This is a genomic window from Acinetobacter sp. BY419 (genome assembly GCF_019038395.1).
In the GTDB taxonomy this organism is placed as follows: domain Bacteria; phylum Pseudomonadota; class Gammaproteobacteria; order Pseudomonadales; family Moraxellaceae; genus Acinetobacter.
This window is the reverse complement of the sequence record NZ_JAGFXZ010000017.1, coordinates 18,847-44,028: the sequence shown is the minus strand read 5'-3', so window position 1 is coordinate 44,028 and position 25,182 is coordinate 18,847. Positions and strand designations below refer to the sequence as shown.

The following is a 25,182-nucleotide window of genomic DNA, read 5'->3' as shown; positions in this document are numbered from 1 at the left end:
ACCTATAAAGTCTGGCTTCAGTTAAGTTACTAAATTTATTAAAAAATATATTATAATAATCTTAATTTAGCCTGTACTTATATCGGTTTGTTCATTGTACTCGAGGGATCATTCCCGGTGAATTGAATCGTTAAAATACCGAACGATCATACTTAATTGCTTCCAGATCATAGACTTGGTAGACCGCATCAAACAAATAACGGATGTATTCACTTTCATCCATATTACGGATAGCCATGAATACTGGACTGACAGCGAACTCATCTAGAAGCGGAATAAAGTTGAGGTGGGCCAATTTAATATTTTGTGCACTTTCCGGTACGATACAAATCCCTTCTCCGGCAGCTACAAAGCCTAGTGCCAACTGTAATTCACGTACAATACGGATATTTTTGGGTTCTAAACCATACTCAGAAAATATACCGCGTACCTGGGTGGCGAAATTCGCTTTGCCACTATTCGGATATAAAAACAGTTGTTGATCAATCAATTCTGAAAGATTTAAGCCTTCTACCCGTTGCGCCATGATATGACTGGAGTGTGCAGCGACCATCAGCCGTTCCTCACGCAGCAATACCCGTTTTACTGCCGGATCTGAAATTCTTAACCGCCCAAAACCTACATCAATCCGCCCTTCTTTCAGCGCCTGAATCTGTTCATGGGTGTTCATTTCCATCATCTCGATCTTGAGATATGGATGTTGCTGTTTGAATAAAAACAGAATGCGCGACAGTAAACCAAACAATAAAGAGCCAACAAAACCAATGGTTATGGTCCGATCTGTAATGCCAATTCGCTTGGTCATCGACTTGATCTCTTCCGCATTAGACAAAAGTTTAACAGCATGCTGGTAAAAGAATTGACCGGCTTCAGTGGTTTTTAGAGGACGGCTACCACGCTCAAAGAGCTGAATATCGAGTTCTTGCTCCAGATTTTGGATCTGTCGGCTTAAAGGTGGTTGAGCAATAAACAGTTTTTCTGCCGCTTTGGTAAAACTTTGTTCTTCGACGACGGCAACGAAGTAACGTAAATGTCTGAGTTCCATGGCTCTGAATACCTTTAAAGTATAAAAAAATGCCAAATCGATCTTAGACCAATCAACATTATTCTTTTAAGGTATATCAAATCCAAGCATTAAAGCAAGAATGTGAACCCGTATTATGTATAAGTCAGTTGAAACCTTGCTGGTAGAAATTCCAACCATTCGCCCTCACAAGATGGCAGTGGCAACGATGCAAACCCAGACCCTGGTATTGGTCAAAATCACCACTGAAGATGGTTACATCGGCTGGGGTGAAGCTACGACTATTGGTGGCTTGGGTTATGGTGATGAAAGCCCGGAAAGCGTCAAAGTTAATATCGAAACTTATTTCGCGCCACTTTTAAAAACATTATCCGGTTTAAATGTTGCACAGACATTACAAACAATCAAAAAGAATATTAATGGTAACCGTTTTGCCAAATGTGCAATGCAAACTGCACTTTTGGATATACAGGCCCAACGTTTAGGTTTGCCATTAAGCGAAATCCTCGGTGGCCGCTTACGTGACAGTATCCCGGTACTTTGGGTATTGGCTTCTGGTAATACCGATAAAGATATTGCTGAAGCACAGAAAATGATAGCGGCAAAACGTCACAATATTTTCAAACTTAAGATCGGTTCCCGTCCAGTAGAAGAAGATGTTGAACATGTACTGGCAATCAAGAAAGCTTTAGGTAAAGACGTTTCGATCCGTGTCGATGTCAACCGTGCCTGGTCAGAACTCGATGCCATTAAAGGGATTCAGTTATTGCAAAACGGTGGTGTTGATCTAATAGAACAGCCATGTGCAATTGATAACCTGGATGCGATGCGCCGTCTGACCCGACGTTTTGATGTTGCGATTATGGCAGACGAATCATTAATGGGTCCGCACTCAGCTTATGAAATTGCCAAGCAAAACGGTTCATCTGTTTTCGCAGTCAAAGTTGCCCAGTCAGGTGGTCTGATTGAAGGTTGTGAAGTTGGCAAGATTGCCAGACTGGCCGGTATTGACCTGTACGGCGGCACGATGCTGGAAGGTCCGGTCGGTACGATCGCATCCGCACATGTATTTTCAACCTTTGAAACGCTTGCCTTTGGTACCGAACTGTTTGGTCCTTTGCTGCTGACTGAAGATATTTTAAAAACCCCACTCAACTATCAAAACTTTGAACTTGAGATTCCAAAAGAATCAGGTCTGGGAATTGAGTTGGATGAAAACAAGATTGACAACTTGCGTCGTCAGTAATCAGGAGAAACCCATGCTTTTCCAAGTACGTATGGATGTAAACATTCCACGTGATCTGCCTGTTGAACAGGTAAATGAAATTAAGGCTGTTGAAAAAGCCTATTCACAGGAATTACAGCATCAAGGCAAATGGCGCCATATCTGGCGCATCACGGGCCAATACTCAAACATCAGTATTTTTGATGTTGAAAGCAATGAAGAGTTGCACAACCTGTTACAGGGTTTGCCTCTCTACCCTTACATGAATATTGAAGTGATGGCATTAAATCGTCACCCTTCTTCAGTTCGTGATGACGACAGCTAATTAAAGAACATGGGAATTGGGGAATAACGTTATTCCCCTTCCCACAGCAAGACCAGAGGGTAACCCAACAAGGATTGTGGCCAGCCAGATTTAGCCAGCCAAGATGCCAGCTAAACAGCGCGCCACATAAAAAATGTAGACATACTCAGGAGTAATAGTATGAATCGCCAAGAAATTGATGCATTAGTTAAAAAAATGAATGTCGACACTGCGACAGGTCCTGTAGATGAGCGTGTACAGCAAATTACTGTACGTTTACTCGGTGATCTTTTCCAGGCGATTGAAGATCTTGATATTTCTCAGACAGAACTGTGGAAAGGCCTGGAATACTTTACTGATGCCGGTCAAGCCAACGAATTGGGTTTATTGGCTGCAGGTTTGGGTCTGGAACACTACTTAGACTTACGTGCTGATGAAGCAGATGCTAAAGCAGGTATTACCGGTGGTACACCACGTACGATCGAAGGCCCGTTATATGTAGCTGGCGCACCTGAATCAGTAAGCTTTGCCCGTATGGATGATGGTTCTGAATCAGACAAAATCCCGACCTTAATCATTGAAGGTACAGTGACGGATACTAAAGGTAATCTGATTGAAGGTGCCAAAGTTGAAGTCTGGCATGCCAACAGCCTGGGCAACTATTCATTCTTTGACAAATCACAGTCTGACTTTAACCTGCGTCGCAGCATCATTACTGCTACCGATGGTCAATATACTGCATTAACGACAATGCCAGTCGGCTATGGCTGCCCTCCAGAAGGTACAACTCAGTTTGTACTGGACAAATTAGGCCGTCATGGTAACCGTCCATCGCACGTACATTATTTCGTATCTGCACCGGGTTACCGCAAGCTGACCACTCAATTCAATATTGAGGGCGACCAGTACCTGTGGGATGACTTTGCATTCGCTACCCGTGAAGGCCTGGTTGCAACTGCGGTTGACGTAACGGATGAAGCTGAAATTGCAAAACGTGGCTTAAACGGCCCTTTCAAACACATTCAATTCAATGTTGAACTTGTGAAAGAACAAGCTGCTGCACCGACCACAGACGTTGATCGTCGCCGCGCTAGCGCTTAATACACTATAGAAGCGGGATAAGTCTTGCGATATATCCCGCTGACTTCCCCCTGGAAAGTCGGAGAAAGGACATGCCTCGTATTCCCGTAATTAACACCAGCCATTTAGACCGCATTGACGAATTACTGGTTGATGATTTTGAATCTGGTGAATTTAAACTACACCGCTCAGTATTCACAGATCAGGCTCTGTTTGACCTCGAGATGAAATATATCTTTGAAGGCAACTGGGTTTATCTCGCGCATGAAAGCCAGATTCCAAACAATAACGACTTCTATACTACTTATATTGGCCGTCAACCGATCATCATTGCACGTAACCGTCAAGGTGAACTGAATGCCATGATCAATGCCTGTTCGCATCGCGGTGCACAATTATGCCGTAACAAGAAAGGCAATAAAGCAACCTATACTTGCCCATTCCATGGCTGGACCTTCAATAACTCAGGTAAGTTATTAAAGGTTAAAGATCCGGCTGAAGCGGGTTATTCAGACTGCTTTAATCAAGACGGTTCGCACGACCTGAAAAAAGTAGCGCGCTTTGAAAACTACAAGGGTTTCCTGTTCGGCAGCCTGAATCCGGATGTTCCTTCTCTGGAAGAATACCTGGGTGAAGCGACCAAAATCATTGACATGATCGTGGGTCAGTCTGAGCAAGGTCTGGAAGTATTACGTGGTTCTTCGACTTATACCTATGAAGGCAACTGGAAGCTGACTGCTGAAAACGGTGCCGATGGTTACCACGTGTCTGCTGTGCACTGGAATTACGCTGCAACCACCCAGCAGCGTAAAGAAAAAGAAGCGGGCGACAACATTCGTGCCATGAGCGCAGGTTCATGGGGCAAACAAGGCGGTGGTTCTTACGGCTTTGAAAATGGTCACATGCTGCTATGGACGCAATGGGCAAACCCGGAAGACCGTCCTAACTTTGCCAAGAAAGACGAATATACCGAGCAATATGGCGAAGCCATGGCGAAGTGGATGATCGAACGTTCACGTAACCTGTGTATCTATCCAAACGTGTACTTCATGGATCAGTTCGGTTCACAAATTCGTGTCCTGCGTCCGATTTCTGTCGATAAGACTGAAGTGACCATTTACTGTATCGCACCTGTTGGTGAAGAGCCGGAAGCACGCACACGTCGTATCCGTCAGTATGAAGATTTCTTTAACGCATCAGGTATGGCAACGCCAGACGATCTTGAAGAATTCCGTGCCTGTCAGGCAGGTTATGCCGGTATCGCGCTGGAATGGAATGACATGTGTCGCGGTTCTAAGCACTGGATCCATGGCCCGGATGATGCTGCCAATGAAATCGGTTTAAAACCAAAACTTTCTGGTATTAAAACGGAAGACGAAGGTCTATATCTGGCTCAGCATCAGTACTGGTTAGAATTGATGAAAAAAGGTATTGCGACCGAGAAAGAAATTGCAGCAGCAACTGAAGGAGAAAACGCATGAGCGACATCACTTTAGAAAATATTGCTCAGTTCCTGTATCAGGAAGCCCGCTTTTTAGATGATGAACAATGGGATGACTGGTTAGGCTGTTATGCCCCTACTGCGTCTTTCTGGATGCCAGCTTGGGATGATGATGACAGGCTGACTACAGACCCACAGTCTGAAATCTCTTTGATTTATTACCCGGACCGTCAAGGTTTGGAAGACCGCGTGTTCCGTATCAAGACTGAACGTTCGTCTGCCACCATGCCGGACACACGTACCAGTCATAACATCAGCAATATTGAAATTGTTGAACGTGATGGCGACAAGGTCACAGTACGCTTTAACTGGAATACCTTGAGTTTCCGTTACAAAAACAGCTACAGCTACTTCGGTATGTCACGTTATGAAATCGATTTTTCAGGCGATAAACCACAGATTTTAAGCAAATACGTGGTACTGAAAAACGATTACATCAATCAGGTCATCGACATCTATCACCTCTAAGACTGTTTTATTACAGCCAGGTAAACCTTTCAGCCAGATGGGAAATTGGCTGAAAGGTCCAGTTACAAAGATTTATATAGGATATTCAGCCATGTCAAACCACAATGTTGCACTTCAATTTGAAGATGGCGTTACACGTTTTATTTCTGTTGCTCAGGGCGAGACCCTGTCTGATGCAGCTTACCGTCAAAAGATCAATATTCCTTTAGACTGCCGTGATGGTGCTTGTGGAACGTGTCGTGCGTTTTGTGAATCAGGTTCATTTGACATGCCTGAAGAAACTTATATTGAAGATGCATTAACACCTGAAGAAGCAGCTGAAGGCTTTATTCTGGCTTGTCAATGTAAGCCAACTTCAGATGCAGTGTTCCAGATTCAGGCTTCTTCAGAAGTGTGTAAAACCGAAATTCATGCCTTCCAGGGTGCGCTGGCTCGTGTAGAAAATCTGTCCGATTCAACTATTACTTTTGATATCCAGTTAGACGAAGGTCAACCAGACATTCATTTCCTGGCAGGTCAATATGTCAATGTCGGAATTCCAGGCACCACAGAAACCCGTTCTTATTCATTCAGCTCAAAACCAGGTAATCGTTTGACTGGTTTCGTGGTACGTAATGTACCGAACGGAAAAATGAGTGAATTCTTAAGCAATAATGCCAAAGCTGGCGACAAAATGACTTTTACCGGTCCATTTGGTAGCTTCTACCTGCGTCCTGTGACCCGCCCGGTATTGATGCTGGCTGGTGGTACAGGTATTGCACCATTCATGTCTATGCTGCAAGTACTGGAAGAAAAAGGTTCAGAGCATCCTGTGCGTCTCGTCTTCGGTGTGACCAATGACTTTGACCTGGTAGCGATTGAAAAACTCAACGAACTGCAAGAAAAACTCCCATGGTTCGAATACCGCACTGTAGTGGCAAACCCGGAATCTGCCCATGAGCGTAAAGGCTATGTGACCGGTCATATCGAAAACGAATGGCTAAATGGCGGTGATGTGGACATCTACCTGTGTGGTCCGGTACCAATGGTTGAAGCCGTGCGCGGTTGGCTCGATGCCGAAGGTGTAAAACCTGCAAGCTTCCTGTTTGAAAAATTCTCTGCCAACTAATTAGAGGGAATTTGTTCAATGTCTAATCGTCAAAGATTTGAAAATAAAGTTGTGATCGTGACCGGTGCCGCACAAGGCATCGGGCGCGGTGTCGCGCTGCAAGTGGCGACTGAAGGTGCTCAAGTGGTGATGGCTGACCTTTCTCCTTATGTGGAAGAAGTTCTGGCGGAAATTGAAGCCGCTGGCGGTGATGCGATTACTGTAAAAGCCAATCTGGAAACGTTTGCTGGTGCCCAGTCCGTGGTTGAAAAAGCACTGGATACCTATGGCCGTGTGGATGCACTGATTAACAACGTTGGTGGTGCGATCTGGATGAAACCTTTCGAAGAATTTTCTGAAGAGGAAATTATCAAGGAAGTGAACCGTTCATTGTTCCCCACTATGTGGTGCTGCCGTGCCATTCTTCCAGAAATGATTAAAAATCAGAAAGGTACAATTGTAAACGTATCTTCTATTGCCACACGTGGTATTAACCGTGTCCCATATTCAGCATCCAAAGGTGGTGTGAACGGTCTGACCGCTTCCCTCGCCTTTGAACATGCCAAAGATGGTATCCGTGTTAACGCAGTTGCCACTGGTGGCACTGAAGCACCACCACGTAAAGTACCGCGCAATGCCAATCCACTGACTGAATCTGAACAAGAATGGATGCAGCAAGTGGTTGATCAGACCATTGACCGTACTTTTATGGGACGCTACGGTACGATTCAGGAACAAGTGAATGCTATTGTATTCCTGGCTTCCGATGAATCATCTTATATGACGGGTACTGTAGTACCGGTCGGCGGTGGAGATCAGGGCTAGTCCTGATCATCACGATTTTTAACAGGCTCATGGTTCGACGCAAGGAGGCACCTCACCAATGAATACCCTGTTTCAGACATTAAAAAATGATTGGTCAATTTCAGCGACTGTTGCAGGATTTTTAGCAGTGCTGATTTCCTATTCAGGACCACTGATCATTTTTTTCCAGGCGGCACAGCAGGCCCAGGTTTCCCCAAACATGATGATTTCATGGATTTGGGGAATTTCTATTGGGGCTGCGCTTGCAGGTATCTTTTTATCAATTAAATACAAAATACCTGTCGTCACCGCCTGGTCTGCGCCCGGAACGGCTTTATTAGTCACGCTGTTTCCCGATATTTCACTCAATGAAGCGGTTGCTGCCTACATCACCTCTGCCGTGGTGATTTTTCTCATTGGGATCACCGGTTATTTCGACAAGTTACTGTCCTGGATTCCTCAGGAAGTCGCTGCCGGGATGATGGCGGGAATTTTACTGCAATTTGGCTTAGGGCTGTTTACCGCTACCGATACCATGCCCTACATCGTATTTGGAATGCTGGCGGTATTTTTGCTAGCCAAGCGTTTCAGTCCACGCTATGCCATGGTCTGGGTGCTGGTTGCAGGCGTGGTTTTAAGCATGCTGCTGGGCAAGATTAACCCGGTCACGGCAGATTTCAGTCTGGCGATTCCGCAATTTATTGCCCCGGAATGGACTTGGAGTTCGACCCTGAATCTGGCTCTTCCCCTTATTCTCGTCAGCCTGTCTGGCCAATTTTTACCGGGAATGGCAATCATCAAGATTAGTGGTTATGACATGCCCGCCAAGCCAATCATCACTGCGACCAGTATTGCCTCTCTTGCAGTAGCCTGTGTGGGTGGAATTACCATCGTATTGGCATCGATTACAGCTGCTTTATGTCTGGGTAAAGACGCGCATGAGCTCAAAGAAAAGCGTTATATCGCCGGGGTGGCGAATGGGCTTTTTTACATTTTAGGCGGCCTATTTGCCGGCAGCATCGTGATGCTGTTTAGCCTGATGCCTAAAGAACTAATTGCGGCTTTGGCAGGACTGGCATTACTCGGTGCGATTGCCACCAACATTTCCATGGCAATGGGCAAAGAGTCGCAACGTGATGCAGCACTCATCACTTTCTTGGCGACTGCTTCCGGCATGCACTTCCTGGGACTGAGTTCAGTCTTTTGGGGAATTTGCATTGGCCTGGTAGCACATTTTCTGCTGTCACAGAAAAACCGTAACATTGTTGCGGTCACAGCATCAGATTCAAAATGAGTTTAAAGACATCCATCAGTTTAGGATATGTAAGGACCAGATTATGATAGATAAAAGTTCATTATCATTGAAAGAAACACTCTCCCAGATCAAGGACGGTTCTACCATCATGATCGGTGGTTTCGGTACAGCGGGTCAGCCTGCTGAACTGATTGATGGTCTGATTGAATTGGGAATCAAAGACCTGATTATTGTTAACAACAATGCAGGTAATGGCGACTATGGTCTGGCAAAACTGCTTAAAGCGGGTGCTGTCCGTAAAATTATCTGTTCTTTCCCGCGTCAGTCTGATTCCTGGGTATTTGACGAACTCTACCGTGCAGGCAAGATTGAGCTAGAACTGGTCCCGCAAGGTAATTTGGCTTGCCGTATTCAGGCAGCGGGTATGGGCTTGGGCCCAATCTACACGCCAACCGGTTTTGGTACTTTGCTGGCTGAAGGCAAACCCACCATGAACTACGAAGGCAAAGATTTTGTGCTGGAAAATCCAATTAAAGCCGACTTTGCTTTAATTAAAGCCCATCAAGGCGATCGTTGGGGAAATCTGGTCTACCACAAATCTGCCCGTAACTTTGGCCCGATCATGGCGATGGCTGCGGACGTGACCATTGCTCAGGTGTCTGAAATGGTTGAACTCGGTGCATTAGATCCAGAGCACATCATCACCCCGGGAATTTTTGTTCAACACGTTGTACAAGTTAAACCTGCACAATAATTGGCATCGGAGAGAAATAATGAGCTATAGCAAACTGACCCGTGACCAGATCGCTGAACGTGTGGCACAAGACATTCCTGATGGCGCTTATGTAAACCTCGGTATCGGTTTACCGACCAAGATTTCAAGCTACTTGCCAAGCGATAAAGATGTATTCCTGCATTCTGAAAATGGCCTGCTGGCTTTCGGTCCTCCTCCTGCAGAAGAAGACCGCGATCCTGAGCTGATCAATGCCGGTAAAGAATTCGTGACCTTACTTGAAGGTGGTTCTTTCTTCCATCACGGCGATTCTTTCGCCATGATGCGTGGCGGTCATTTAGACATCGCGGTATTGGGTGCGTTCCAGGTCGCTGAAAATGGTGACCTAGCCAACTGGCATACCGGTGCACCAGATGCGATTCCTGCAGTTGGCGGTGCGATGGACCTGGCCGTGGGTGCAAAAAAAGTCTTTATTACCACTGATCATGTGACCAAAAAAGGCGAGCCAAAAATCGTGGCTGAGCTGTCTTATCCGGCAACAGGCTTGAAATGTGTCGACCGTATCTATACCGATCTCTGCGTGATTGATGTGACGCCTGAAGGCATGAAAGTGATTGAGAAAGTTGAAGGTCTGTCATTTGAAGAATTGCAGTCATTGACTGGTGCCAAACTGATTGATGCGACTCAGGGTTAATTAATACGCTTTAAAGAAATTTTAAATCTCCCCTCATCCCCCTGCGTATCGACTTAAGCATTGCTTTAAGTCGATACGCAGGAAAGAGAGACTTTAACCGAAGCTATATCTTTAATAGAAGCAGGACAAGTCTCCCTCCTTTCGGGAGGGATTAAGGGAGGTAAAAGGAAACGATATGAAAAACGCATATATTATCGATGCAATCCGTACCCCATTCGGCCGTTATGCTGGTGGTCTGGCAACTGTCCGTACGGATGACCTCGGTGCTGTGCCAATTAAAGCACTCATGCAACGTAACCCAAGTATTAATTGGGAACAGGTCGATGACGTGATTTACGGCTGTGCCAACCAGGCTGGTGAAGATAACCGTAACGTCGGTCGCATGTCTTCCCTGCTTGCAGGCTTGCCTTATCAGGTTCCAGCTACGACCGTGAACCGCCTGTGTGGTTCATCGATGGATGCAGTTGCGATGGCAGCGCGTGCAATTAAAGCGGGTGAAGCAAATCTGATTATTGCGGGTGGCGTAGAAAGCATGTCACGTGCCCCATTCGTGATGGGTAAACCTGAAACAGCCTACGGCCGTAGCCAGAAGCTTGAAGACACCACCATGGGCTGGCGTTTCATCAATCCGAAACTCAAAGAAATGTACGGTGTAGAAACGATGCCGCAAACGGCTGAAAACCTTGCGGAACAGTTCAACATCAACCGTGAAGACCAGGACAAGTTTGCCCTGATCAGTCAGCAACGTACAGCTGCTGCACAAGCGCGTGGTTTTTTTGATAAAGAAATTATTGCGGTGGAAATTCCACAACGTAAAGGCGAACCTGTCGTAGTTGATAAAGATGAACATCCGCGTGCATCGACTACCGCAGAAGCTTTGGCAAAACTGAAACCTGTGGTGAAAGCAGATGGTACGGTAACGGCAGGTAATGCTTCTGGTATTAACGATGGTGCGGCTGCTCTTTTAATCGCATCTGATGAAGCAATTGCTCAACATGGCTTGAAACCACGTGCCAAAATTATTGGTTCAACCGTCGTGGGTGTTGAACCACGCATCATGGGCTTTGGTCCTGCGCCTGCTATCAAAAAACTGCTGGCACAAACTGGTCTGACTTTAGAGCAGATGGATGTGATCGAGCTGAATGAAGCCTTCGCAGCACAAGCATTGGCATGTACTCGTGATCTGGGCATTGAAGATGGTTCGGAAAAAGTCAATCCGAATGGTGGTGCGATTGCCTTGGGTCATCCCCTTGGTGCTTCGGGTGCACGTCTGGTGACCACTGCCCTGAACCAGCTGGAACAAACCGGTGGTAAATACGGTCTATGTTCAATGTGTATCGGTGTCGGTCAAGGTATTGCTTTGATTATTGAACGTGTTTAATTATTAAATGCTCGCTCGATCCTCCTTTCCTATAGGAGGGATCGAGCGAGCATTAAGGATTTAAAAAAATGCCAACATTTACATCTAACGATGCCCACATTAATTACCAGACCTTTGGTGATGCCAGCAAGCCTGCTTTGGTTTTTTCCAATTCATTGGGCACCAAATTCAGCATGTGGCAGCCACAAATTGATTTTTTCCAGCAAGACTATTTTGTTGTGTGTTATGACACCCGTGGTCATGGCGGCTCGAGCGCACCACAAGGTCCGTATAGCCTAGATCAGCTTGCTCAGGATGTAATCCATCTGCTGGATCACCTGCATATCCAGAAAGCGGCTTTCTGTGGCATTTCCATGGGTGGTTTAACCGGTCAATGGTTAGCGGTGAACAAACCCGAACGTTTTAGCCACGTGATTGTTTGCAATACTGCGCCCAAGATTGGTCAGGAACAGGCCTGGCTGGAACGTGCCGCACTGGTACGTGAACAAGGTCTGGCACCGATTGCATCGACTGCAGCATCACGCTGGTTTACCGATCCCTTTATCCAGAGCAACGCAGCGATTGTTGCTGAGCTTTCAAACGACCTTGGAGCTGGCAGCCCGGAAGGTTATGCAAGTTGCTGTGAAGCTTTGGCTAAGGCGGATTTACGTGAACAGATTAAAACCATTTCAGTACCAGTACTGATTGTGGCGGGTCAGCAAGACCCAGTGACAACGGTTGCAGATGGTCAAGCCATGCAAGCCAGTATTGCCAATAGCCAGCTGTTTGAAATCAATGCCTCGCATATTTCTAATGTAGAGCAACCTGAAGCCTTTAATCAGGCAGTTCAGAAATTTATTGCAGCTTAAAACAGCTAAAAAAAACCACTGTTGATCAGTGGTTTTTTTTATTCTTAATTTTAAAACCTGGCTTAGTATCAGGCCCAAATCACTAAAATTGCAGCAATCACTACCAGTCCCAAACCCCAATGCTCGGTACGCGCCAGTTTTTCTTTAAAGAAATACGCAGAAATCAGCATACTAAACAGAATTTCAATTTGGCCCAAGGTTTTCACGACCGGCACACTCACCATGCTCATGGCAGTAAACCAGCCCAGTGACGCCATAAAGCTGCATACACTCACCTTAAAAGTTAAGCCAAGACGCTGCCACATGGCCACTAAAGTCTGGCGACTAAAGATAGTCAGATAAATCAGCATGCTCAGGCACTGAAAACTGATCACCATTAATAATATCCAGGCCGCACGATGCAGGGTTGGCAAAGTGGTTAATTCTAAACTGGCTTCCCGTACCAAGAGTGAGGTAATGGCAAAGCTTAAACCGCTGCCTATCCCGATGGCCAATGTTCTGGCTGAAAAACCAGTAACTTGCCCGCCTCTGCTGAGTAAAAATACGGCGTATCCGCCCAGCGCCACACCTAACCAAGCCAGAAAGGACAAATGATCCACTAAAAAGGTCACGCCAATAATGGCGGCTAAAATGGCTTCACTTTTAGCCAGTCCGACACCAACTGCATAATTTTTTTGCTTAAACAGCTGTACCATCAGCGCCGTAGCTAAAATCTGGCTGCAACCCGCGATCACCACATAGATCCAGAACTTTGGGGTGAACTGAACCATACTTTCAACTGGCTTGTAATAATACAGACAGCTCAAGTAAAGCGCAGCAAATGGCAAGCCAAAAATAAATCGTGCCAGGGTGACTCCCCAGACATCGACCGTGGTGCTCAGCTGTTTTTGAAAGGCATTACGCCATGCCTGCATAAATGCAGCCATTAAAGTGAAGAAAATCCAGCTGAATGCCATCTGCCTATCGCCATTACAACAAAAGTAAATTAATTCTATGCATTAGTAAAAGCGCTGACTAATTAAAAATAGGATGCTGGCCAATAGCAGAAAGTTTGGCTTAATCGAAAATACAGCTTACTGAAAAATGCAATAGGATCTACCAGGTATTTTAAAACATGAAAATGATACTAATTTTGCTTATTCAATCTTCGCCAGACTGATGTGTGCAGTGTGTATTTACTCTCTATACGTTTAAAGTATGTAATGAGACCTGAAGTGTAATTAAACTCTTTTGTACTTTGAGCCACTATGAAATGCAATAACAACAAATATTCATCAGTGAAGAAGAATACCCCCTGCACCAGATCGCCGGATGCTATCTCAGTTAAGGAATGAGAATGACCAGTTAAATTATTATCAAACCATCTTTGCCAAGGCTGGTGATGCCATTTTTGTGCATGAGATCGGCAGTGTCGAATTCATGGATGTCAATGAAGCAGCAAAACTGTGCCTCATGGCTTTTCATTATTCTTTCAAGAATCCGGATAATCCTTTTGCATCGGGATAAACCGTATTCCATGTTCTTCCGTGTATTTTCCTGTTTCTACAAAACCAAACTGTTTGTAAATATCTCGGGCATAGAGACTGGATTTTACAGTGATACTTGAATGACCTTGATGGCGGATCTCATGCTCTAAAAAATCCCACATTTTCCGGCCATAACCTTTGCCGTGATAAGCCTGGTTCAGGAAAAAATGCATAAAGTGTGCGGGTTCCACATAAGCCACCACTCCTATCACCTGATACTCAATTTCTGCCACAAAATAATGAATGTCTGGACGCTCAAAAATGGTCTGGATCATCTCGGGCTGAAAACGCTGGCGACCTTGTTCCGAACTGATCACGGCATCTACAAATGGTGCAATCACATTGACAATGGCAGCTGTATCCTGAATATTGGCTTTTCTAATTTTCATGTTATTTATAATCCCTATTAACGTGGCTACATAAATCAAAAAATTATCGTTCTAAAAATGCTAGTTCTTCTTAAACCTGTTTCATCCTGATCAAAACATTCGGCAATATTCTTTAGATAATCCCTATCTTCAGCACAAGACTTAACTTATTTTATTAAAAATAATCCAACCATTTGAGAGCTTGTTTAACTAAAATTTTTCTATTAAATCAAAGATTCAATTCATGTTTCATTTAATATCAAGCAGCCTGAATTTACAATTCAGCCATATAGAATTTTCAATGAAATTTTTATGATATTTCTTTAGCAGGAAGAAATTTAGGCAGGCATTCTGAACTTTTTTTAGTGTTCATCACCGATAAACATTTTAGGTCGTTCGCTTCCCTGCAGGGAGTTTAATGAAACATTTTGAATGTGCCGTCTGCAAGCAACAGCTGTTTTTTTACAAATCAGTTTGTGATCATTGTCTTTCACCGATCGGTTATGTCGCTTCGGAAAAAGATCTGTGTGCATTCGAAAAACAGAGTGCTGAACGATGGGTGCCAATTGCCAAGAACTATCAGCATACCAGTTATAAACCCTGTCATAATTACGTTCAATATCAAGTATGTAACTGGATGATACCCATCGATGAAGATGAGGAGTTTTGTGAATCCTGTCAGCTCACCCATGTCATTCCTGATCTGGAAAATTCCGAGAACCTGATTTACTGGTTTCGGCTGGAAGAAGCCAAACGCCGTTTCCTGTATTTGGCCCAGCGCATGAACATGATGCCACGGCCTAAAAAGTCTGCAGATGATACATTTGGTTTGCGGTTTGATTTTCTACTGCCCAAAGAAGACCAGCCTGTTTTAATTGGCCATGCCAATGGGGTCATAACCTTAAATGCTTTTGAAGCTGATGTGGTCTATCGGGAAACTACACGCGTAAATATGGGTGAAAATTATCGGACTTTATTAGGTCATTTTCGTCATGAAAGCGGACATTATTATTTTACGGTCATGCAACACTTGCATCCGGAATTGCTGGATGAATTCCGGCAGTATTTTGGGGATGAGCGGCAAAATTATAGCAAGGCCCTTGAACGCTATTATGATGAAGGCGCGCCAATCAACTGGCAGGAAAACTATATTAGTGCTTATGCTACTGCACATCCTTGGGAAGACTGGGCAGAAACCTGGGCGCATTATCTGCATATGATGGAAACACTGGAAACCGCTTATTATGCTGGTCTCCGTGTTGTTGGTAATGGCAGTTATCTGGCCAGCATGGATTTTAAAGAATGTCCAATTGGTGGACAGGACTTTGAACATATTCTGGCAAACTGGGTCACCTTAACCTTTAATTTAAATGCCTTGAATCGCTGTATGGGGCTGGAGGATGCCTACCCATTCAAGCTGACTGAAGCGGTAAAAGACAAGCTACGATTTATTCATCGGCATGTGCTGGAAAAAGCTTTTAAATAATCCCAATGATGTCTAAATAACAAAAAAATGACTGAAATAAAATAAAGCCCGTATACAACGGGCCTTATTTTATGATCAATACGATTAAAAGTATCAAGCGATTTTCATTGAACCGGTTTCTTCAAATTGAGCATGCCAAGATAAGGCCTCATTCAATAAATGCGGTGTTTGACCACCACGCGCACAGGCACGCTCAAAATAATGATTTAAGCTTTCACGGTAATCCGGATGAGCACAGATATCAATGATCTTGCGGGCACGTTCACGCGGTGCCAAACCACGCAGATCTGCCAAGCCTTGCTCAGTCACCAGAATATCAACGTCATGATCGGTATGGTCAGTATGGCTCACCAGAGGAACGACTGAAGAAATCGCACCACCTTTGGCATAGGATTTGGTCACAAAGATGGCAATATGCGCATGACGGGTAAAATCTCCCGAGCCTCCAATGCCGTTCATCATCTTGGTACCAGTCACATGGGTTGAATTCACATTTCCGTAAATATCAAACTCAAGTGCCGTATTAATCGCAATAATACCGAGACGCCGAATCAGTTCGGGATTATTGGAAATTTCCTGTGGACGCAAGACAATTTTATCTTTGTACTGATCAAAATTGTTCATCACCCGTGCGGCACATTCATCGCTCAGAGTCATGGAACAGCCGGAAGCAAAGGTCATCTTGCCTGAATCGATAAGCTGAAAAGTGCAGTCCTGCAAGACTTCAGAATACATTTCCAGATTATTGAAATTGGAATGTTCAAAGCCGGCAAATACCGCATTGGCCACTGAGCCCACACCGGATTGCAGCGGCCCCAGATTTTCAGGTAAACGCCCTGCTGCCACTTCCTGTTCAAAGAAATGAATCAGGTGACTGGCAATTGCTAGCGTTTCTTCATCTGGTTCGTCCATCCCAAAGGAAGTGTCTGGAATCTCGTTGATAACAATCGCAGCAATTTTTTCAGGTGCAACATGAATCCCGATCGTTCCAATCTTGTCACTGACTTGCGTCAGCGGAATTGGCCCACGGTTTGGACGAGCTTGTGGCAAATAAATATCGTGAACGCCTTCAAGCACAGGATTAATCGTCGTGTCGATTTCAATAATGACCCGGTCTGCCATTTCGATGAAATTTGCAGAATTTCCGCAAGAGCCTGTCGGAATAATCTGACCGTCTTCAGTGATGGCCGTTGCGGCAATTATAGCTACATTAATTGCCGGCAGGTTTTTATGACGGATATTATCGGCCAGTTCAGAGAGATGTTGATCGACATACATCACTTCGCCTGCATTAATCGCTTTACGTAAAGAAGGGTCTGCCTGATAAGGATAACGGCGGGTTATGACGTTTGCTTCATTGAGTTTTCCATCAATCCGGTTCCCCAGACTGGCACCTGTCGCCAAGGTAATATGGATTGGATGCTTCTGTGCATATTCAGCCAATGCCAAAGGCACAGTTTTCGCTTCACCTGCACCGCCAAAGCCGCTTAAACCAATTACATCGCCGTCTTGAATCAGTTGTAGTGCTTTTTCTACAGATACTACTTTATCTTGTAATGGGAGCAAACGAATGCGCTCTAAACCGTTCATAAAAAATCTCAAAAATATAAAATAAAGAGACGTTTGCTCCTGGCGAACCAGGAGCATGAGCGTCTGAATCAATAATTAATTTTGCTGCCCGAGCATGGGCGAATGACTAAACTTAGAGCAGTTCTACTGCAATTGCGGTTGCTTCACCGCCACCGATGCATAGCGCGGCAATACCTTTCTTGCCTCCGGTACGCTTTAAGGCATGAATTAAAGTCACAATAATACGGGAACCCGAAGAACCGAGTGGATGACCTAAAGCACAGGCACCACCATTGATGTTTACTTTTGCTGGATCGAGTTTAAAGGCATCAATGGCTAACATAGTGACCATAGCAAAAGCTTCGTTAATTTCCCAAAGATCAACGTCCTGAGCATCCCAGCCAGTTTTTTTCAGGACTTTTTCAATCGCACCGATAGGTGCAATAGTGAATTCCGAAGGATGCTGCGAATGGCTGGCATAAGCCAGAATATTAGCCAGTGGCTTTAAGTTACGCTGTGCAGCAATTTCACTAGAGGTCACTACCAGTGCTGAAGCACCGTCTGAAATTGAACTGGCATTTGCTGCGGTAATGGTCCCGTCTTTTTTGAAGGCTGGACGCAAGGTTGGAATCTTGTCAGCTTTGGCATTTAGAGGCTGTTCATCCTGCTCAACCACCACATCGCCCTTACGGCTACTGACGGTGACTGGCACGATTTCATCTTTAAAGAAACCTTGCTGAACAGCCGTTACCGCTTTGTTTAATGAACCAATCGCATAATCGTCCTGCTGTTCTCGTGTATAGCCTTTTTTATCAGCCATTTCCTGGGCAAGAATACCCATCGACAGACCTGTTTCTGCATCTTCCAGACCTTCCTGGAACATGTGGTCGATGACTTTGCCATGCCCCATGCGGAAACCGGCACGTGCCTTGTCCATTAAATACGGCGCATTTGACATGGACTCCATACCACCAGCAACCACAATCTCTGCCGAACCGGCCTTGATTGCATCTGCTGCCTGCATCACCGCTTTCATGCCTGAACCACAAATTTTATTGATCGTGGTCGCCCCGGTTGAATCCGGTAGACCTGCCTGACGCATGGCCTGACGTGCCGGCCCCTGTTTTAAACCTGCCGGCAGTACACAGCCCATGATCACTTCATCAATATCACTAGGCGCCAGACCTGCACGAGCTACAGCGTCCTTGATCGCTACAGCACCCAAATCAGGCGCCGTACAGCTTGAAAGAGAGCCTTGAAAACCGCCCATTGCGGTACGTACAGCTTCTACAATTACAATCATTCTAATCTCATCCTTTTCATCATTGTTATTTAACACTGCACAGCAGAAGCTCTGCAGTGTTTATCCTTCGCAATACTTGCGGGTTTATGCCTGTGCAGTGAAATAGTCTTCAGGTAGTTGCATGACCAGTTCTGCACCTGCTTGAATACGCTGGATTCGAGTACTCAAATCCGGGAGAACTTTGGCGACATAGTAGTTCGCCAGTACCAGTTTGTTCTGGAAGTAGCTATCGTCTTTCGCTGCAGCAGCTTTGCTGATACGCGCATACATATAGACAAAGCTGAGCAGACCCACTGCATGCAGATAATCGACAGCAATCGAGTTGGCAAAGTCCGGATTCAGTTGAGACTGCTCCACGATATAAGTAGTGATGTCTTCCAGCTGCTGACAGGTCTCTAATGTGGCAGCTTTAATCGCTAATGCATCATCCAGACCTTGGGCAAACTCACGAATTTCCGCGATATACTCTGCGATATAAGCCCCTTTACATTTCGTGGTTTTACGGCCAATCAGGTCAATCGCCTGCACGCCGTTGGTGCCCTCATAAATCTGTGAAATGCGCAGGTCACGAATACACTGTTCCATACCCCATTCACGGATATAGCCATGACCGCCGAAGCACATTTGCGCTTCCAGTGCAGAATCCAGCGCTTTGTCCGTTAAGTAAGCTTTGGCAATTGGGGTTAACAGGGCCACACGGTCTGTGGCTTTACGCACAGCTTCAGCATCGGTCGAGTATTTGGTAATGTCTAGCTGTTGACCGACATATACTGCAAAGGCACGCGAAGCTTCATTGTTGGCACGCACATTCAGCAACATACGGCGTACGTCGCCATGCACCAGAATCGAATCGGCTGGTTTTTCTGGTGATTTCGCTCCTGTTGAGGCGCGCCCCTGTAAACGATCCGTCGCATATTGTGCCGCATTCTGATAAGCAAATTCTGCTGCGCCAAGGCCTTGAATTCCCATCGACAGACGTTCGTAGTTCATCATCACGAACATGCCGGCCAGACCTTCATTTTCGTTACCGACCATATAGCCTTTGGCACCATCAAAGTTCATGACACAAGTCGCTGAGCCTTTAATTCCCATTTTATGTTCGATTGAACCGGCAGATACTGCATTACGCTCACCCAGTGAACCATCTGCATTCACCAGAAATTTCGGCACAATAAACAGGGAAATACCGCGGGAACCGGCTGGTGCATTTGGTGTTTTCGCCAGAACCAGATGAATGATATTTTCACTCAGGTCATGTTCACCGCTGGTAATGAAAATTTTGGTACCGCTAATGTTATAGCTGCCGTCTTCATTGGGTTCGGCTTTGGTCTTGATAATGCCAAGATCAGTACCGGCATGCGGCTCAGTCAGACACATGGTGCCAGACCATTCGCCCGTATAGAATTTTGGTAAATAGGTTTCTTTCTGTTCCGGTGAAGCACGATCATTGATCGCCATACCTGCACCCACGGTTAATAGCGGGTAAAGTATAAACGATGGATTGGTACTCCAGATCATTTCATCAGCCAGAACGGTGAGCATTTTGGGCATGTTTTGCCCGCCCCATTCTTCACTGGCACCTAAACCTACCCAGCCACCTTCAGCAAACTGTTTAAAGGCAGCTTTAAAGCCTGCCGGTGTGGTCACTTCACCATTTTTAAACTGAGCACCACCTTCTTCATCTGCAGAGCGATTCAGGTCAAGAATGACATTCTTGGAAAATTTGGCCATCTCTTCCAGAATTGCATTTGCAGTTGCCATATCTAAATGTGCAAGATTTTCATTACCTTGCCAAAATTGTTCAGCCTGGAACACATCATTTAAAATAAATTCCATGTCTTTTAGCGGCGCATTATAAATCGGCATTTTCTAATTCCTTAAAGGGTGGGACTCAATCCTGTGAACAGGTATTTTCTAATTTTCATTAGAATCGAAACAGATAACTACAAAATCTTGATATCAAATTCATTCAGCAGTGAATCTATATAAACAGATTCAAAAAGTGCATTCAAAATTAAGCTGGCATGTTCAGTATGATTGACTGAATATGCCAGCTTAATATTGATCTACTTTCTGTATTAAACCATGATGAACATGAGCTTAAAACAGTCAAGTGATTTCGCATGATGCGCTGAAACAATAAAATAATTATGCTGAAAATGGAATTTTATTTAGTAAAGTTGATCTCTAGGGTTCAGTTTTCTTGACAATATTTTCAGCCTCCCACTCTATATATTTTTCTTTGTCATTAGTTGCTGCATAAATATACAAAATGAGATAAATATCACGACCTTAGTTTTATAGCTATCGCATGCAAAATTGAATATTCTTGAGGGGTTCTTTTTCGAAAAGCATGGACCAAGAAGATGACGACTGTAAGACAACAGAACTTCCTTCTTCGTAAAGAGAAGATCCTGAGCATGGCAGAAAGCCTGCTATTGGATAATAATCAGGACATTACCCTGAGTGAGCTTGCCAGTGAACTGGACATCGCGAAAGGAACCATTTACAAACATTTTAAAAGCAAGAACCAGTTATATTTAGAACTGATTATTCTGAATGAGAAAAGAATTTTAGAAATATCAAAAAAGCATAATAACGATATTAAAAATTATGTTTCGCAATATATGCTCTATCACATGCTCAATTCAAATCGCACCATCCTGCTGCATGTGATTGAAGAGCGTTTAACCAATAATGAAAAGAATCTGAAAGATTTATTTCAGGAGCTTTATCGGATTCGTGAAGAACGGATTATCCGGATTAAAGACATCACCCATGATTATCTGGTTGCTCTAGAAAGTGCCATGTCGATTCGGGATTATTTGTCTTATATCTGGACAGTAACCTATGGTGCTTCGCTATTATTAAATTCGACCAATTATCAAAAGGCAATTGGGTCGCGCGAACGCCTGATTAAACTGTATATTAATCAGGCGCTGATGACCCCGGATAAAATCTCATCAGTATCATCCCTATAATAAGAAATGCCTGATTCAATCAGGCATTTTTATCTATTTCTATGATTTCATACCATCATTTTGTGCTGCCTTAATAGAATAAGATCAGGCTGCAACAGGCGGGAAACCATCTTCGGTCAAAGCCGAGACAATCTCGGACTCACTGGCTGTCGATTCAACGTCGACCAGCTTGGTGGCTACATCAATATTCACAATGGCATTTTCATCCAGATCTTTAATCGTCGCAGTAACACTGCGTGCACAGCCACCGCAGGTCATGTTTTCAATACGGAATTTCATATTTAGCTCCATAGGATCGCTTCAAAAATTAATGTGATTTGGCAGACTGTATTTAGTCTGACTTTAATTACACATGATGTCAGTGCTGCTCAGGTACGACACCCTGTTCAATCTGTTTTAAAATCTGGCAATCAGACTGTTGATTGCCGGCACACTGCTCAACCGATTGCTCTAATATCATCAGCATATGCTGCATATCGGCAATTTTCTGTTGTAAAAACTGGATATGTTTTTGTGCCAGCTGTTTAACTTCACTGCTCTGACGTGAGCTGTTCAGCCACAGACCGAGTAGTTCTTTCATCTGCTCTGAAGAAAAGCCGAGTTCGCGTGCATGCTGAATAAAACTTAAGGTTTTAATATCCGCCTCAGTATAAACCCGATAGCCTGCATCACTGCGTTTCGGAGCGGACAACAAACCAATATCTTCATAATAACGTATCATTTTTGCAGAGATGCCGGAACGTTTGGCCGCCTGACCAATATTCATTGAACTGACTCCTTAAACTGTACCGGTTGATAGGCTTTTAACCTTAAGGCATTGCTGACGACAAACACGGAGGACAATGCCATCGCGCCTGCGGCAAACATCGGCGACAACAAGATGCCCCAGAATGGATAGAGCACACCGGCGGCAATCGGAATTAAAGCAATATTATAGACAAAGGCCCAGAACAGGTTCTGCCGGATATTGTGCATGGTGGCCTGACTCAAGCCAATACCGATGGCTACATGCTGTAAGTTACCTGACATCAACACCACATCGGCTGCCTCAATCGCGACATCGGTGCCAGTCCCAATCGCCATACCAACATCGGCCTGTGCCAGTGCCGGAGCATCATTAATCCCGTCCCCGACAAAAGTAAGTACGCCATATTGCTGCTGCAGTTGACGTACTGCATCCACTTTTTCATGCGGCAAAACTTCCGCAATCACCTGATCAATTTTCAGCTGTCTGGCAATGGCCTGCGCGGTATGCTGGTTATCTCCCGTAATCATCGCCACTTTAAGACCCTGCTCATGCAAGGCCTGAATCGCACTATAGGTGCTTGGCTTAATCGGGTCCGCTACTGCAATAATCGCAGCCAGATTTTGATTAATCGCCACATATAGGGGACTGCGACCCTGATCACCGAGTTTTTGTGCAGTAAACCTAAACAGATCGACATTTAAACCCAAGTCCCGCATCAGACGTTCTGCACCAATATGCAGCTGGTGGCCAGATACCTGTGCTTTGACCCCTGCGCCGGTGATCGAGTCAAAATCGGTGACTTCACTCAGTTCCAGTTGTTGCTCATGAGCCGCCTGAACAATGGCATGGGCAATCGGATGTTCTGACTTGGCTTCTACCGAAGCGACCAGCTGCAATACAGTCTGCTGATTAAAATCTGCTGTGACCTCAAAGTCCGTCAGCAGTGGTTTTCCTTCAGTCAAGGTTCCGGTTTTATCCAGCGCGACGACTTTGGTTTGTTGCAATAACTGTAAAGCCTCGCCCTTACGGAACAGCACGCCAAGTTCAGCGGCTCGGCCTGTTCCAACCATAATCGAGGTAGGAGTCGCCAGTCCCATGGCACATGGGCAGGCAATAATCAGCACTGCCACGGCGTTGACCAATGCATAGGTCAAATTGGGCTCAGGTCCGAACAGGAACCAGACGATAAAGGTCAAGACCGCCAGTGCTATAACAGCCGGCACAAACCATAAAGTCACTTTATCGACCACGGCCTGAATCGGTAGTTTCGAGCCTTGTGCCTGTTCCACCATCTGAATAATCTGCGCCAGCACCGAATCCTGTCCGACTGCAGTGGCCTTGATTTGCAAGGTTCCATTCTGGTTCACGGTACCACCAACGACCAAATCCCCGGCCTGTTTGGCAACAGGTACGGGCTCACCGCTAATCATCGCTTCATCAATATAACTTTGCCCGGCAACCACTTCACCATCGACAGCAACTTTTTCACCCGGGCGGATTTCTATCAGCATACCTTGCTGCACATCAGCAATCGCCAGATCAACCCAGTTGCCATTCTGTTGTACCCGTGCTGTTTTTGGCTGCAAACCAACCAGATACTGAATCGCTTCCGAAGTTTTACCTTTAGCTTTGGCTTCCAGATAACGTCCCAATAAGATCAGCGTAACAATGACGGCTGCCGCTTCAAAATACACATGTACGGTGGACTGGGGTAACAGCTGCGGGAAAAAGGTCGCAATACAGGAAAAACCGTAAGCTGCGATCGTTCCAACTGCGACCAAAGAGTTCATATCCGGTGCCAAACGTAATAAAGCCGGAATACCATGCTGATAAAAACGCCGGCCCGGAATAATCAGCACCAAGGTGGTCAGCACAAACTGCAGATACCAGCTGTTCTGGGTTCCGAGCGTATGCGCAATAAAATGATGAAAAGCCGGAATCAGATGTGAACCCATTTCCAGAATAAACACAGGAACTGCCAGAATAAGAGCAAGCCACAGATCCCGTTTCAGTTGCGCGGTTTCAGAAGCTTTCTTTTCCTGGAAAGCCTCATGGCTATCTGCCGCCAACTGCATATTTGATTTTACTGTGGCCTGATAACCGGCTTTCTCCACAGCAGCAATCAATGCCGGAATCTGGGAATAGGAGGCTTTTACCCAAGCAGTTTCAGTGGCCAGATTGACCTGCGCTTCGCTGACACCCTCTACTTTCAATAAGGCTTTTTCAACCCGTGCCACACATGAAGCACAAGTCATGCCTTCAATTGCAAGTTCAATCCGGTCAGTCTGAATATCAAAACCGGCTTTCTGTACCGCCTGAGTCAGCCGGTACAATGGCACAGAGTTGATCGCGCTCACATGCGCCTTTTCAGTGGCCAGATTCACCTGTGCATCCAGTACACCCTCTACTTTCTTTAGGGCTTTTTCCACGCGAGCCACACAAGATGCACAGGTCATGCCTTCAACATTCAAGTCAAACTGTTGAGTTGGTACTGCAAAACCGGTTTTTTCGATTGCTTGCACCAGTGTAGCGGCAGCAATCGGCTGCTGGCTTTTGATAAACGCTTTTTCAGTTGACAGGTTGACAGATGCCTCGACCACGCCCTCAATTTTTTTCAAGGCTTTTTCGACCCGAGCCACACAGGATGCACAGGTCATACCGTCAATCTGCACCTGCTGTTCATATAACTGGATGCTGTCTTGTTCTGCCACGCCCATCTCCATACATCAACTCACTGCCGATGCTATAGCTTAAACATTCCCATCATAGTAAGGTCAAGTCTTTCATTTGAATATTT

24 protein-coding genes are annotated in these 25,182 nt (G+C 45.2%); 15 read left to right on the top strand and 9 right to left on the bottom strand.

Annotated elements, in window-relative coordinates; translation table 11 throughout:
* Positions 1–130 precede the first annotated feature (130 nt).
* A complete protein-coding gene (locus KUG37_RS08385; protein WP_216935458.1) occupies positions 131–1,045 on the bottom strand; it encodes a LysR family transcriptional regulator in 915 nt (304 codons plus the stop codon).
* 115 nt (positions 1,046–1,160) lie between these two features.
* Here KUG37_RS08385 and KUG37_RS08380 point away from each other — a divergent pair, with 115 nt between their 5' ends.
* From KUG37_RS08380 to pcaD, 12 genes are all read left to right on the top strand, one after another.
* Entirely contained in the window at positions 1,161–2,270 is a 1,110-nt protein-coding gene (locus KUG37_RS08380) for a muconate/chloromuconate family cycloisomerase (protein WP_216935460.1), read from the top strand.
* Between the two features lie 13 nt (positions 2,271–2,283).
* On the top strand, positions 2,284–2,574 hold the full coding sequence (gene catC / locus KUG37_RS08375; RefSeq protein WP_216940362.1) for a muconolactone Delta-isomerase: 291 nt from the start codon (positions 2,284–2,286) through the stop codon (positions 2,572–2,574).
* Between the two features lie 159 nt (positions 2,575–2,733).
* On the top strand, positions 2,734–3,654 hold the full coding sequence (gene catA / locus KUG37_RS08370) for a catechol 1,2-dioxygenase (protein ID WP_216935464.1): 921 nt from the start codon (positions 2,734–2,736) through the stop codon (positions 3,652–3,654).
* Positions 3,655–3,725: 71 nt separating this feature from the next.
* Positions 3,726–5,114 (top strand): benzoate 1,2-dioxygenase large subunit, encoded by a 1,389-nt coding sequence (gene benA / locus KUG37_RS08365; protein WP_216935466.1) that lies wholly within the window; start codon positions 3,726–3,728, stop codon positions 5,112–5,114.
* Positions 5,111–5,602, top strand: coding sequence for a benzoate 1,2-dioxygenase small subunit (benB, locus tag KUG37_RS08360; RefSeq protein WP_216935467.1), 492 nt, complete (start codon positions 5,111–5,113; stop codon positions 5,600–5,602). The genes benA and benB overlap by 4 nt, the downstream gene beginning before the upstream one ends.
* Before the next feature lie 91 nt (positions 5,603–5,693).
* The gene (benC, locus tag KUG37_RS08355) at positions 5,694–6,710 is read left to right on the top strand and encodes a benzoate 1,2-dioxygenase electron transfer component BenC (RefSeq protein WP_216935468.1); all 1,017 of its coding nucleotides are present in this window, start codon (positions 5,694–5,696) and stop codon (positions 6,708–6,710) included.
* A gap of 18 nt (positions 6,711–6,728) precedes the next feature.
* On the top strand, positions 6,729–7,514 hold the full coding sequence (gene benD / locus KUG37_RS08350) for a benzoate diol dehydrogenase BenD (protein WP_216935469.1): 786 nt from the start codon (positions 6,729–6,731) through the stop codon (positions 7,512–7,514).
* A gap of 58 nt (positions 7,515–7,572) precedes the next feature.
* Positions 7,573–8,787, top strand: a complete 1,215-nt coding sequence (gene benE / locus KUG37_RS08345; RefSeq protein WP_216935470.1) for a benzoate/H(+) symporter BenE family transporter — start codon at positions 7,573–7,575, stop codon at positions 8,785–8,787.
* Between the two features lie 43 nt (positions 8,788–8,830).
* Positions 8,831–9,502: a 3-oxoacid CoA-transferase subunit A gene (locus KUG37_RS08340; protein WP_216935471.1), complete on the top strand. Its 672-nt coding sequence runs from the start codon at positions 8,831–8,833 to the stop codon at positions 9,500–9,502.
* A gap of 19 nt (positions 9,503–9,521) precedes the next feature.
* Positions 9,522–10,175 carry a 3-oxoacid CoA-transferase subunit B gene (locus tag KUG37_RS08335; protein WP_004809456.1) on the top strand — a complete coding sequence of 218 codons (654 nt, stop codon included), beginning with the start codon at positions 9,522–9,524 and terminating at the stop codon, positions 10,173–10,175.
* Positions 10,176–10,350: 175 nt separating this feature from the next.
* Positions 10,351–11,556 (top strand): 3-oxoadipyl-CoA thiolase, encoded by a 1,206-nt coding sequence (gene pcaF / locus KUG37_RS08330; RefSeq protein ID WP_216935472.1) that lies wholly within the window; start codon positions 10,351–10,353, stop codon positions 11,554–11,556.
* Positions 11,557–11,624: 68 nt separating this feature from the next.
* Positions 11,625–12,404, top strand: coding sequence for a 3-oxoadipate enol-lactonase (gene pcaD, locus KUG37_RS08325; protein WP_216935473.1), 780 nt, complete (start codon positions 11,625–11,627; stop codon positions 12,402–12,404).
* Positions 12,405–12,472: 68 nt separating this feature from the next.
* Here pcaD and KUG37_RS08320 read toward each other — a convergent pair whose 3' ends face one another.
* A complete protein-coding gene (locus tag KUG37_RS08320) occupies positions 12,473–13,360 on the bottom strand; it encodes a DMT family transporter (protein WP_216940360.1) in 888 nt (295 codons plus the stop codon).
* A gap of 355 nt (positions 13,361–13,715) precedes the next feature.
* On the opposite strand from KUG37_RS08320, the gene KUG37_RS08315 reads away from it, so the two are divergent.
* A complete protein-coding gene (locus KUG37_RS08315) occupies positions 13,716–13,910 on the top strand; it encodes a hypothetical protein (protein ID WP_216935511.1) in 195 nt (64 codons plus the stop codon).
* Here KUG37_RS08315 and KUG37_RS08310 read toward each other — a convergent pair.
* The gene (locus KUG37_RS08310) at positions 13,876–14,319 is read right to left on the bottom strand and encodes a GNAT family N-acetyltransferase (RefSeq protein WP_216935476.1); all 444 of its coding nucleotides are present in this window, start codon (positions 14,317–14,319) and stop codon (positions 13,876–13,878) included. The genes KUG37_RS08315 and KUG37_RS08310 overlap by 35 nt on opposite strands.
* Before the next feature lie 397 nt (positions 14,320–14,716).
* On the opposite strand from KUG37_RS08310, the gene KUG37_RS08305 reads away from it, so the two are divergent.
* Positions 14,717–15,784 carry a putative zinc-binding metallopeptidase gene (locus KUG37_RS08305; protein ID WP_216940358.1) on the top strand — a complete coding sequence of 356 codons (1,068 nt, stop codon included), beginning with the start codon at positions 14,717–14,719 and terminating at the stop codon, positions 15,782–15,784.
* 93 nt (positions 15,785–15,877) lie between these two features.
* Here the strand turns inward: KUG37_RS08305 and KUG37_RS08300 are convergent, their stop codons facing one another.
* The 3 genes from KUG37_RS08300 to KUG37_RS08290 form a co-directional block, all read right to left on the bottom strand.
* The gene (locus KUG37_RS08300) at positions 15,878–17,374 is read right to left on the bottom strand and encodes a succinate CoA transferase (protein ID WP_216935478.1); all 1,497 of its coding nucleotides are present in this window, start codon (positions 17,372–17,374) and stop codon (positions 15,878–15,880) included.
* Positions 17,375–17,486: 112 nt separating this feature from the next.
* Positions 17,487–18,662 carry a thiolase family protein gene (locus KUG37_RS08295; RefSeq protein ID WP_216935505.1) on the bottom strand — a complete coding sequence of 392 codons (1,176 nt, stop codon included), beginning with the start codon at positions 18,660–18,662 and terminating at the stop codon, positions 17,487–17,489.
* A 78-nt stretch (positions 18,663–18,740) separates the two neighbouring features.
* Entirely contained in the window at positions 18,741–20,522 is a 1,782-nt protein-coding gene (locus tag KUG37_RS08290; protein ID WP_216935479.1) for an acyl-CoA dehydrogenase C-terminal domain-containing protein, read from the bottom strand.
* Positions 20,523–21,022: 500 nt separating this feature from the next.
* Between KUG37_RS08290 and KUG37_RS08285 the strand changes: the two genes are divergently transcribed.
* Positions 21,023–21,637, top strand: a complete 615-nt coding sequence (locus KUG37_RS08285) for a TetR/AcrR family transcriptional regulator (RefSeq protein ID WP_216935480.1) — start codon at positions 21,023–21,025, stop codon at positions 21,635–21,637.
* 84 nt (positions 21,638–21,721) lie between these two features.
* On the opposite strand, the gene KUG37_RS08280 is transcribed toward KUG37_RS08285, so the two are convergent.
* From KUG37_RS08280 to KUG37_RS08270, 3 genes are all read right to left on the bottom strand, one after another.
* Positions 21,722–21,916, bottom strand: coding sequence for a heavy-metal-associated domain-containing protein (locus tag KUG37_RS08280; protein ID WP_216935481.1), 195 nt, complete (start codon positions 21,914–21,916; stop codon positions 21,722–21,724).
* A 79-nt stretch (positions 21,917–21,995) separates the two neighbouring features.
* Complete coding sequence (cueR, locus tag KUG37_RS08275; RefSeq protein WP_216935482.1) at positions 21,996–22,403, bottom strand: Cu(I)-responsive transcriptional regulator; 408 nt, start codon at positions 22,401–22,403, stop codon at positions 21,996–21,998.
* On the bottom strand, positions 22,400–25,102 hold the full coding sequence (locus KUG37_RS08270) for a heavy metal translocating P-type ATPase (RefSeq protein ID WP_216935507.1): 2,703 nt from the start codon (positions 25,100–25,102) through the stop codon (positions 22,400–22,402). Before KUG37_RS08270 ends, cueR begins: the two co-directional genes overlap by 4 nt.
* Between the last annotated feature and the right edge of the window lie 80 nt (positions 25,103–25,182).

Coding starts and splice junctions, on each gene's coding strand:
- KUG37_RS08300 (WP_216935478.1), bottom strand. CDS start 17,374: ATGAACGGTTTAGAGCGCATTCGTTTGCTCCCATTACAAGATAAAGTA.
- KUG37_RS08335 (WP_004809456.1), top strand. CDS start 9,522: ATGAGCTATAGCAAACTGACCCGTGACCAGATCGCTGAACGTGTGGCA.
- KUG37_RS08310 (WP_216935476.1), bottom strand. CDS start 14,319: ATGAAAATTAGAAAAGCCAATATTCAGGATACAGCTGCCATTGTCAAT.
- benD (WP_216935469.1), top strand. CDS start 6,729: ATGTCTAATCGTCAAAGATTTGAAAATAAAGTTGTGATCGTGACCGGT.
- KUG37_RS08380 (WP_216935460.1), top strand. CDS start 1,161: ATGTATAAGTCAGTTGAAACCTTGCTGGTAGAAATTCCAACCATTCGC.
- benB (WP_216935467.1), top strand. CDS start 5,111: ATGAGCGACATCACTTTAGAAAATATTGCTCAGTTCCTGTATCAGGAA.
- KUG37_RS08290 (WP_216935479.1), bottom strand. CDS start 20,522: ATGCCGATTTATAATGCGCCGCTAAAAGACATGGAATTTATTTTAAAT.
- KUG37_RS08285 (WP_216935480.1), top strand. CDS start 21,023: ATGACGACTGTAAGACAACAGAACTTCCTTCTTCGTAAAGAGAAGATC.
- benA (WP_216935466.1), top strand. CDS start 3,726: ATGCCTCGTATTCCCGTAATTAACACCAGCCATTTAGACCGCATTGAC.
- catA (WP_216935464.1), top strand. CDS start 2,734: ATGAATCGCCAAGAAATTGATGCATTAGTTAAAAAAATGAATGTCGAC.
- KUG37_RS08385 (WP_216935458.1), bottom strand. CDS start 1,045: ATGGAACTCAGACATTTACGTTACTTCGTTGCCGTCGTCGAAGAACAA.
- catC (WP_216940362.1), top strand. CDS start 2,284: ATGCTTTTCCAAGTACGTATGGATGTAAACATTCCACGTGATCTGCCT.
- KUG37_RS08280 (WP_216935481.1), bottom strand. CDS start 21,916: ATGAAATTCCGTATTGAAAACATGACCTGCGGTGGCTGTGCACGCAGT.
- pcaF (WP_216935472.1), top strand. CDS start 10,351: ATGAAAAACGCATATATTATCGATGCAATCCGTACCCCATTCGGCCGT.
- benC (WP_216935468.1), top strand. CDS start 5,694: ATGTCAAACCACAATGTTGCACTTCAATTTGAAGATGGCGTTACACGT.
- KUG37_RS08320 (WP_216940360.1), bottom strand. CDS start 13,360: ATGGCATTCAGCTGGATTTTCTTCACTTTAATGGCTGCATTTATGCAG.
- KUG37_RS08305 (WP_216940358.1), top strand. CDS start 14,717: ATGAAACATTTTGAATGTGCCGTCTGCAAGCAACAGCTGTTTTTTTAC.
- pcaD (WP_216935473.1), top strand. CDS start 11,625: ATGCCAACATTTACATCTAACGATGCCCACATTAATTACCAGACCTTT.
- KUG37_RS08315 (WP_216935511.1), top strand. CDS start 13,716: ATGCTATCTCAGTTAAGGAATGAGAATGACCAGTTAAATTATTATCAA.
- KUG37_RS08270 (WP_216935507.1), bottom strand. CDS start 25,102: ATGGGCGTGGCAGAACAAGACAGCATCCAGTTATATGAACAGCAGGTG.
- KUG37_RS08340 (WP_216935471.1), top strand. CDS start 8,831: ATGATAGATAAAAGTTCATTATCATTGAAAGAAACACTCTCCCAGATC.
- cueR (WP_216935482.1), bottom strand. CDS start 22,403: ATGAATATTGGTCAGGCGGCCAAACGTTCCGGCATCTCTGCAAAAATG.
- benE (WP_216935470.1), top strand. CDS start 7,573: ATGAATACCCTGTTTCAGACATTAAAAAATGATTGGTCAATTTCAGCG.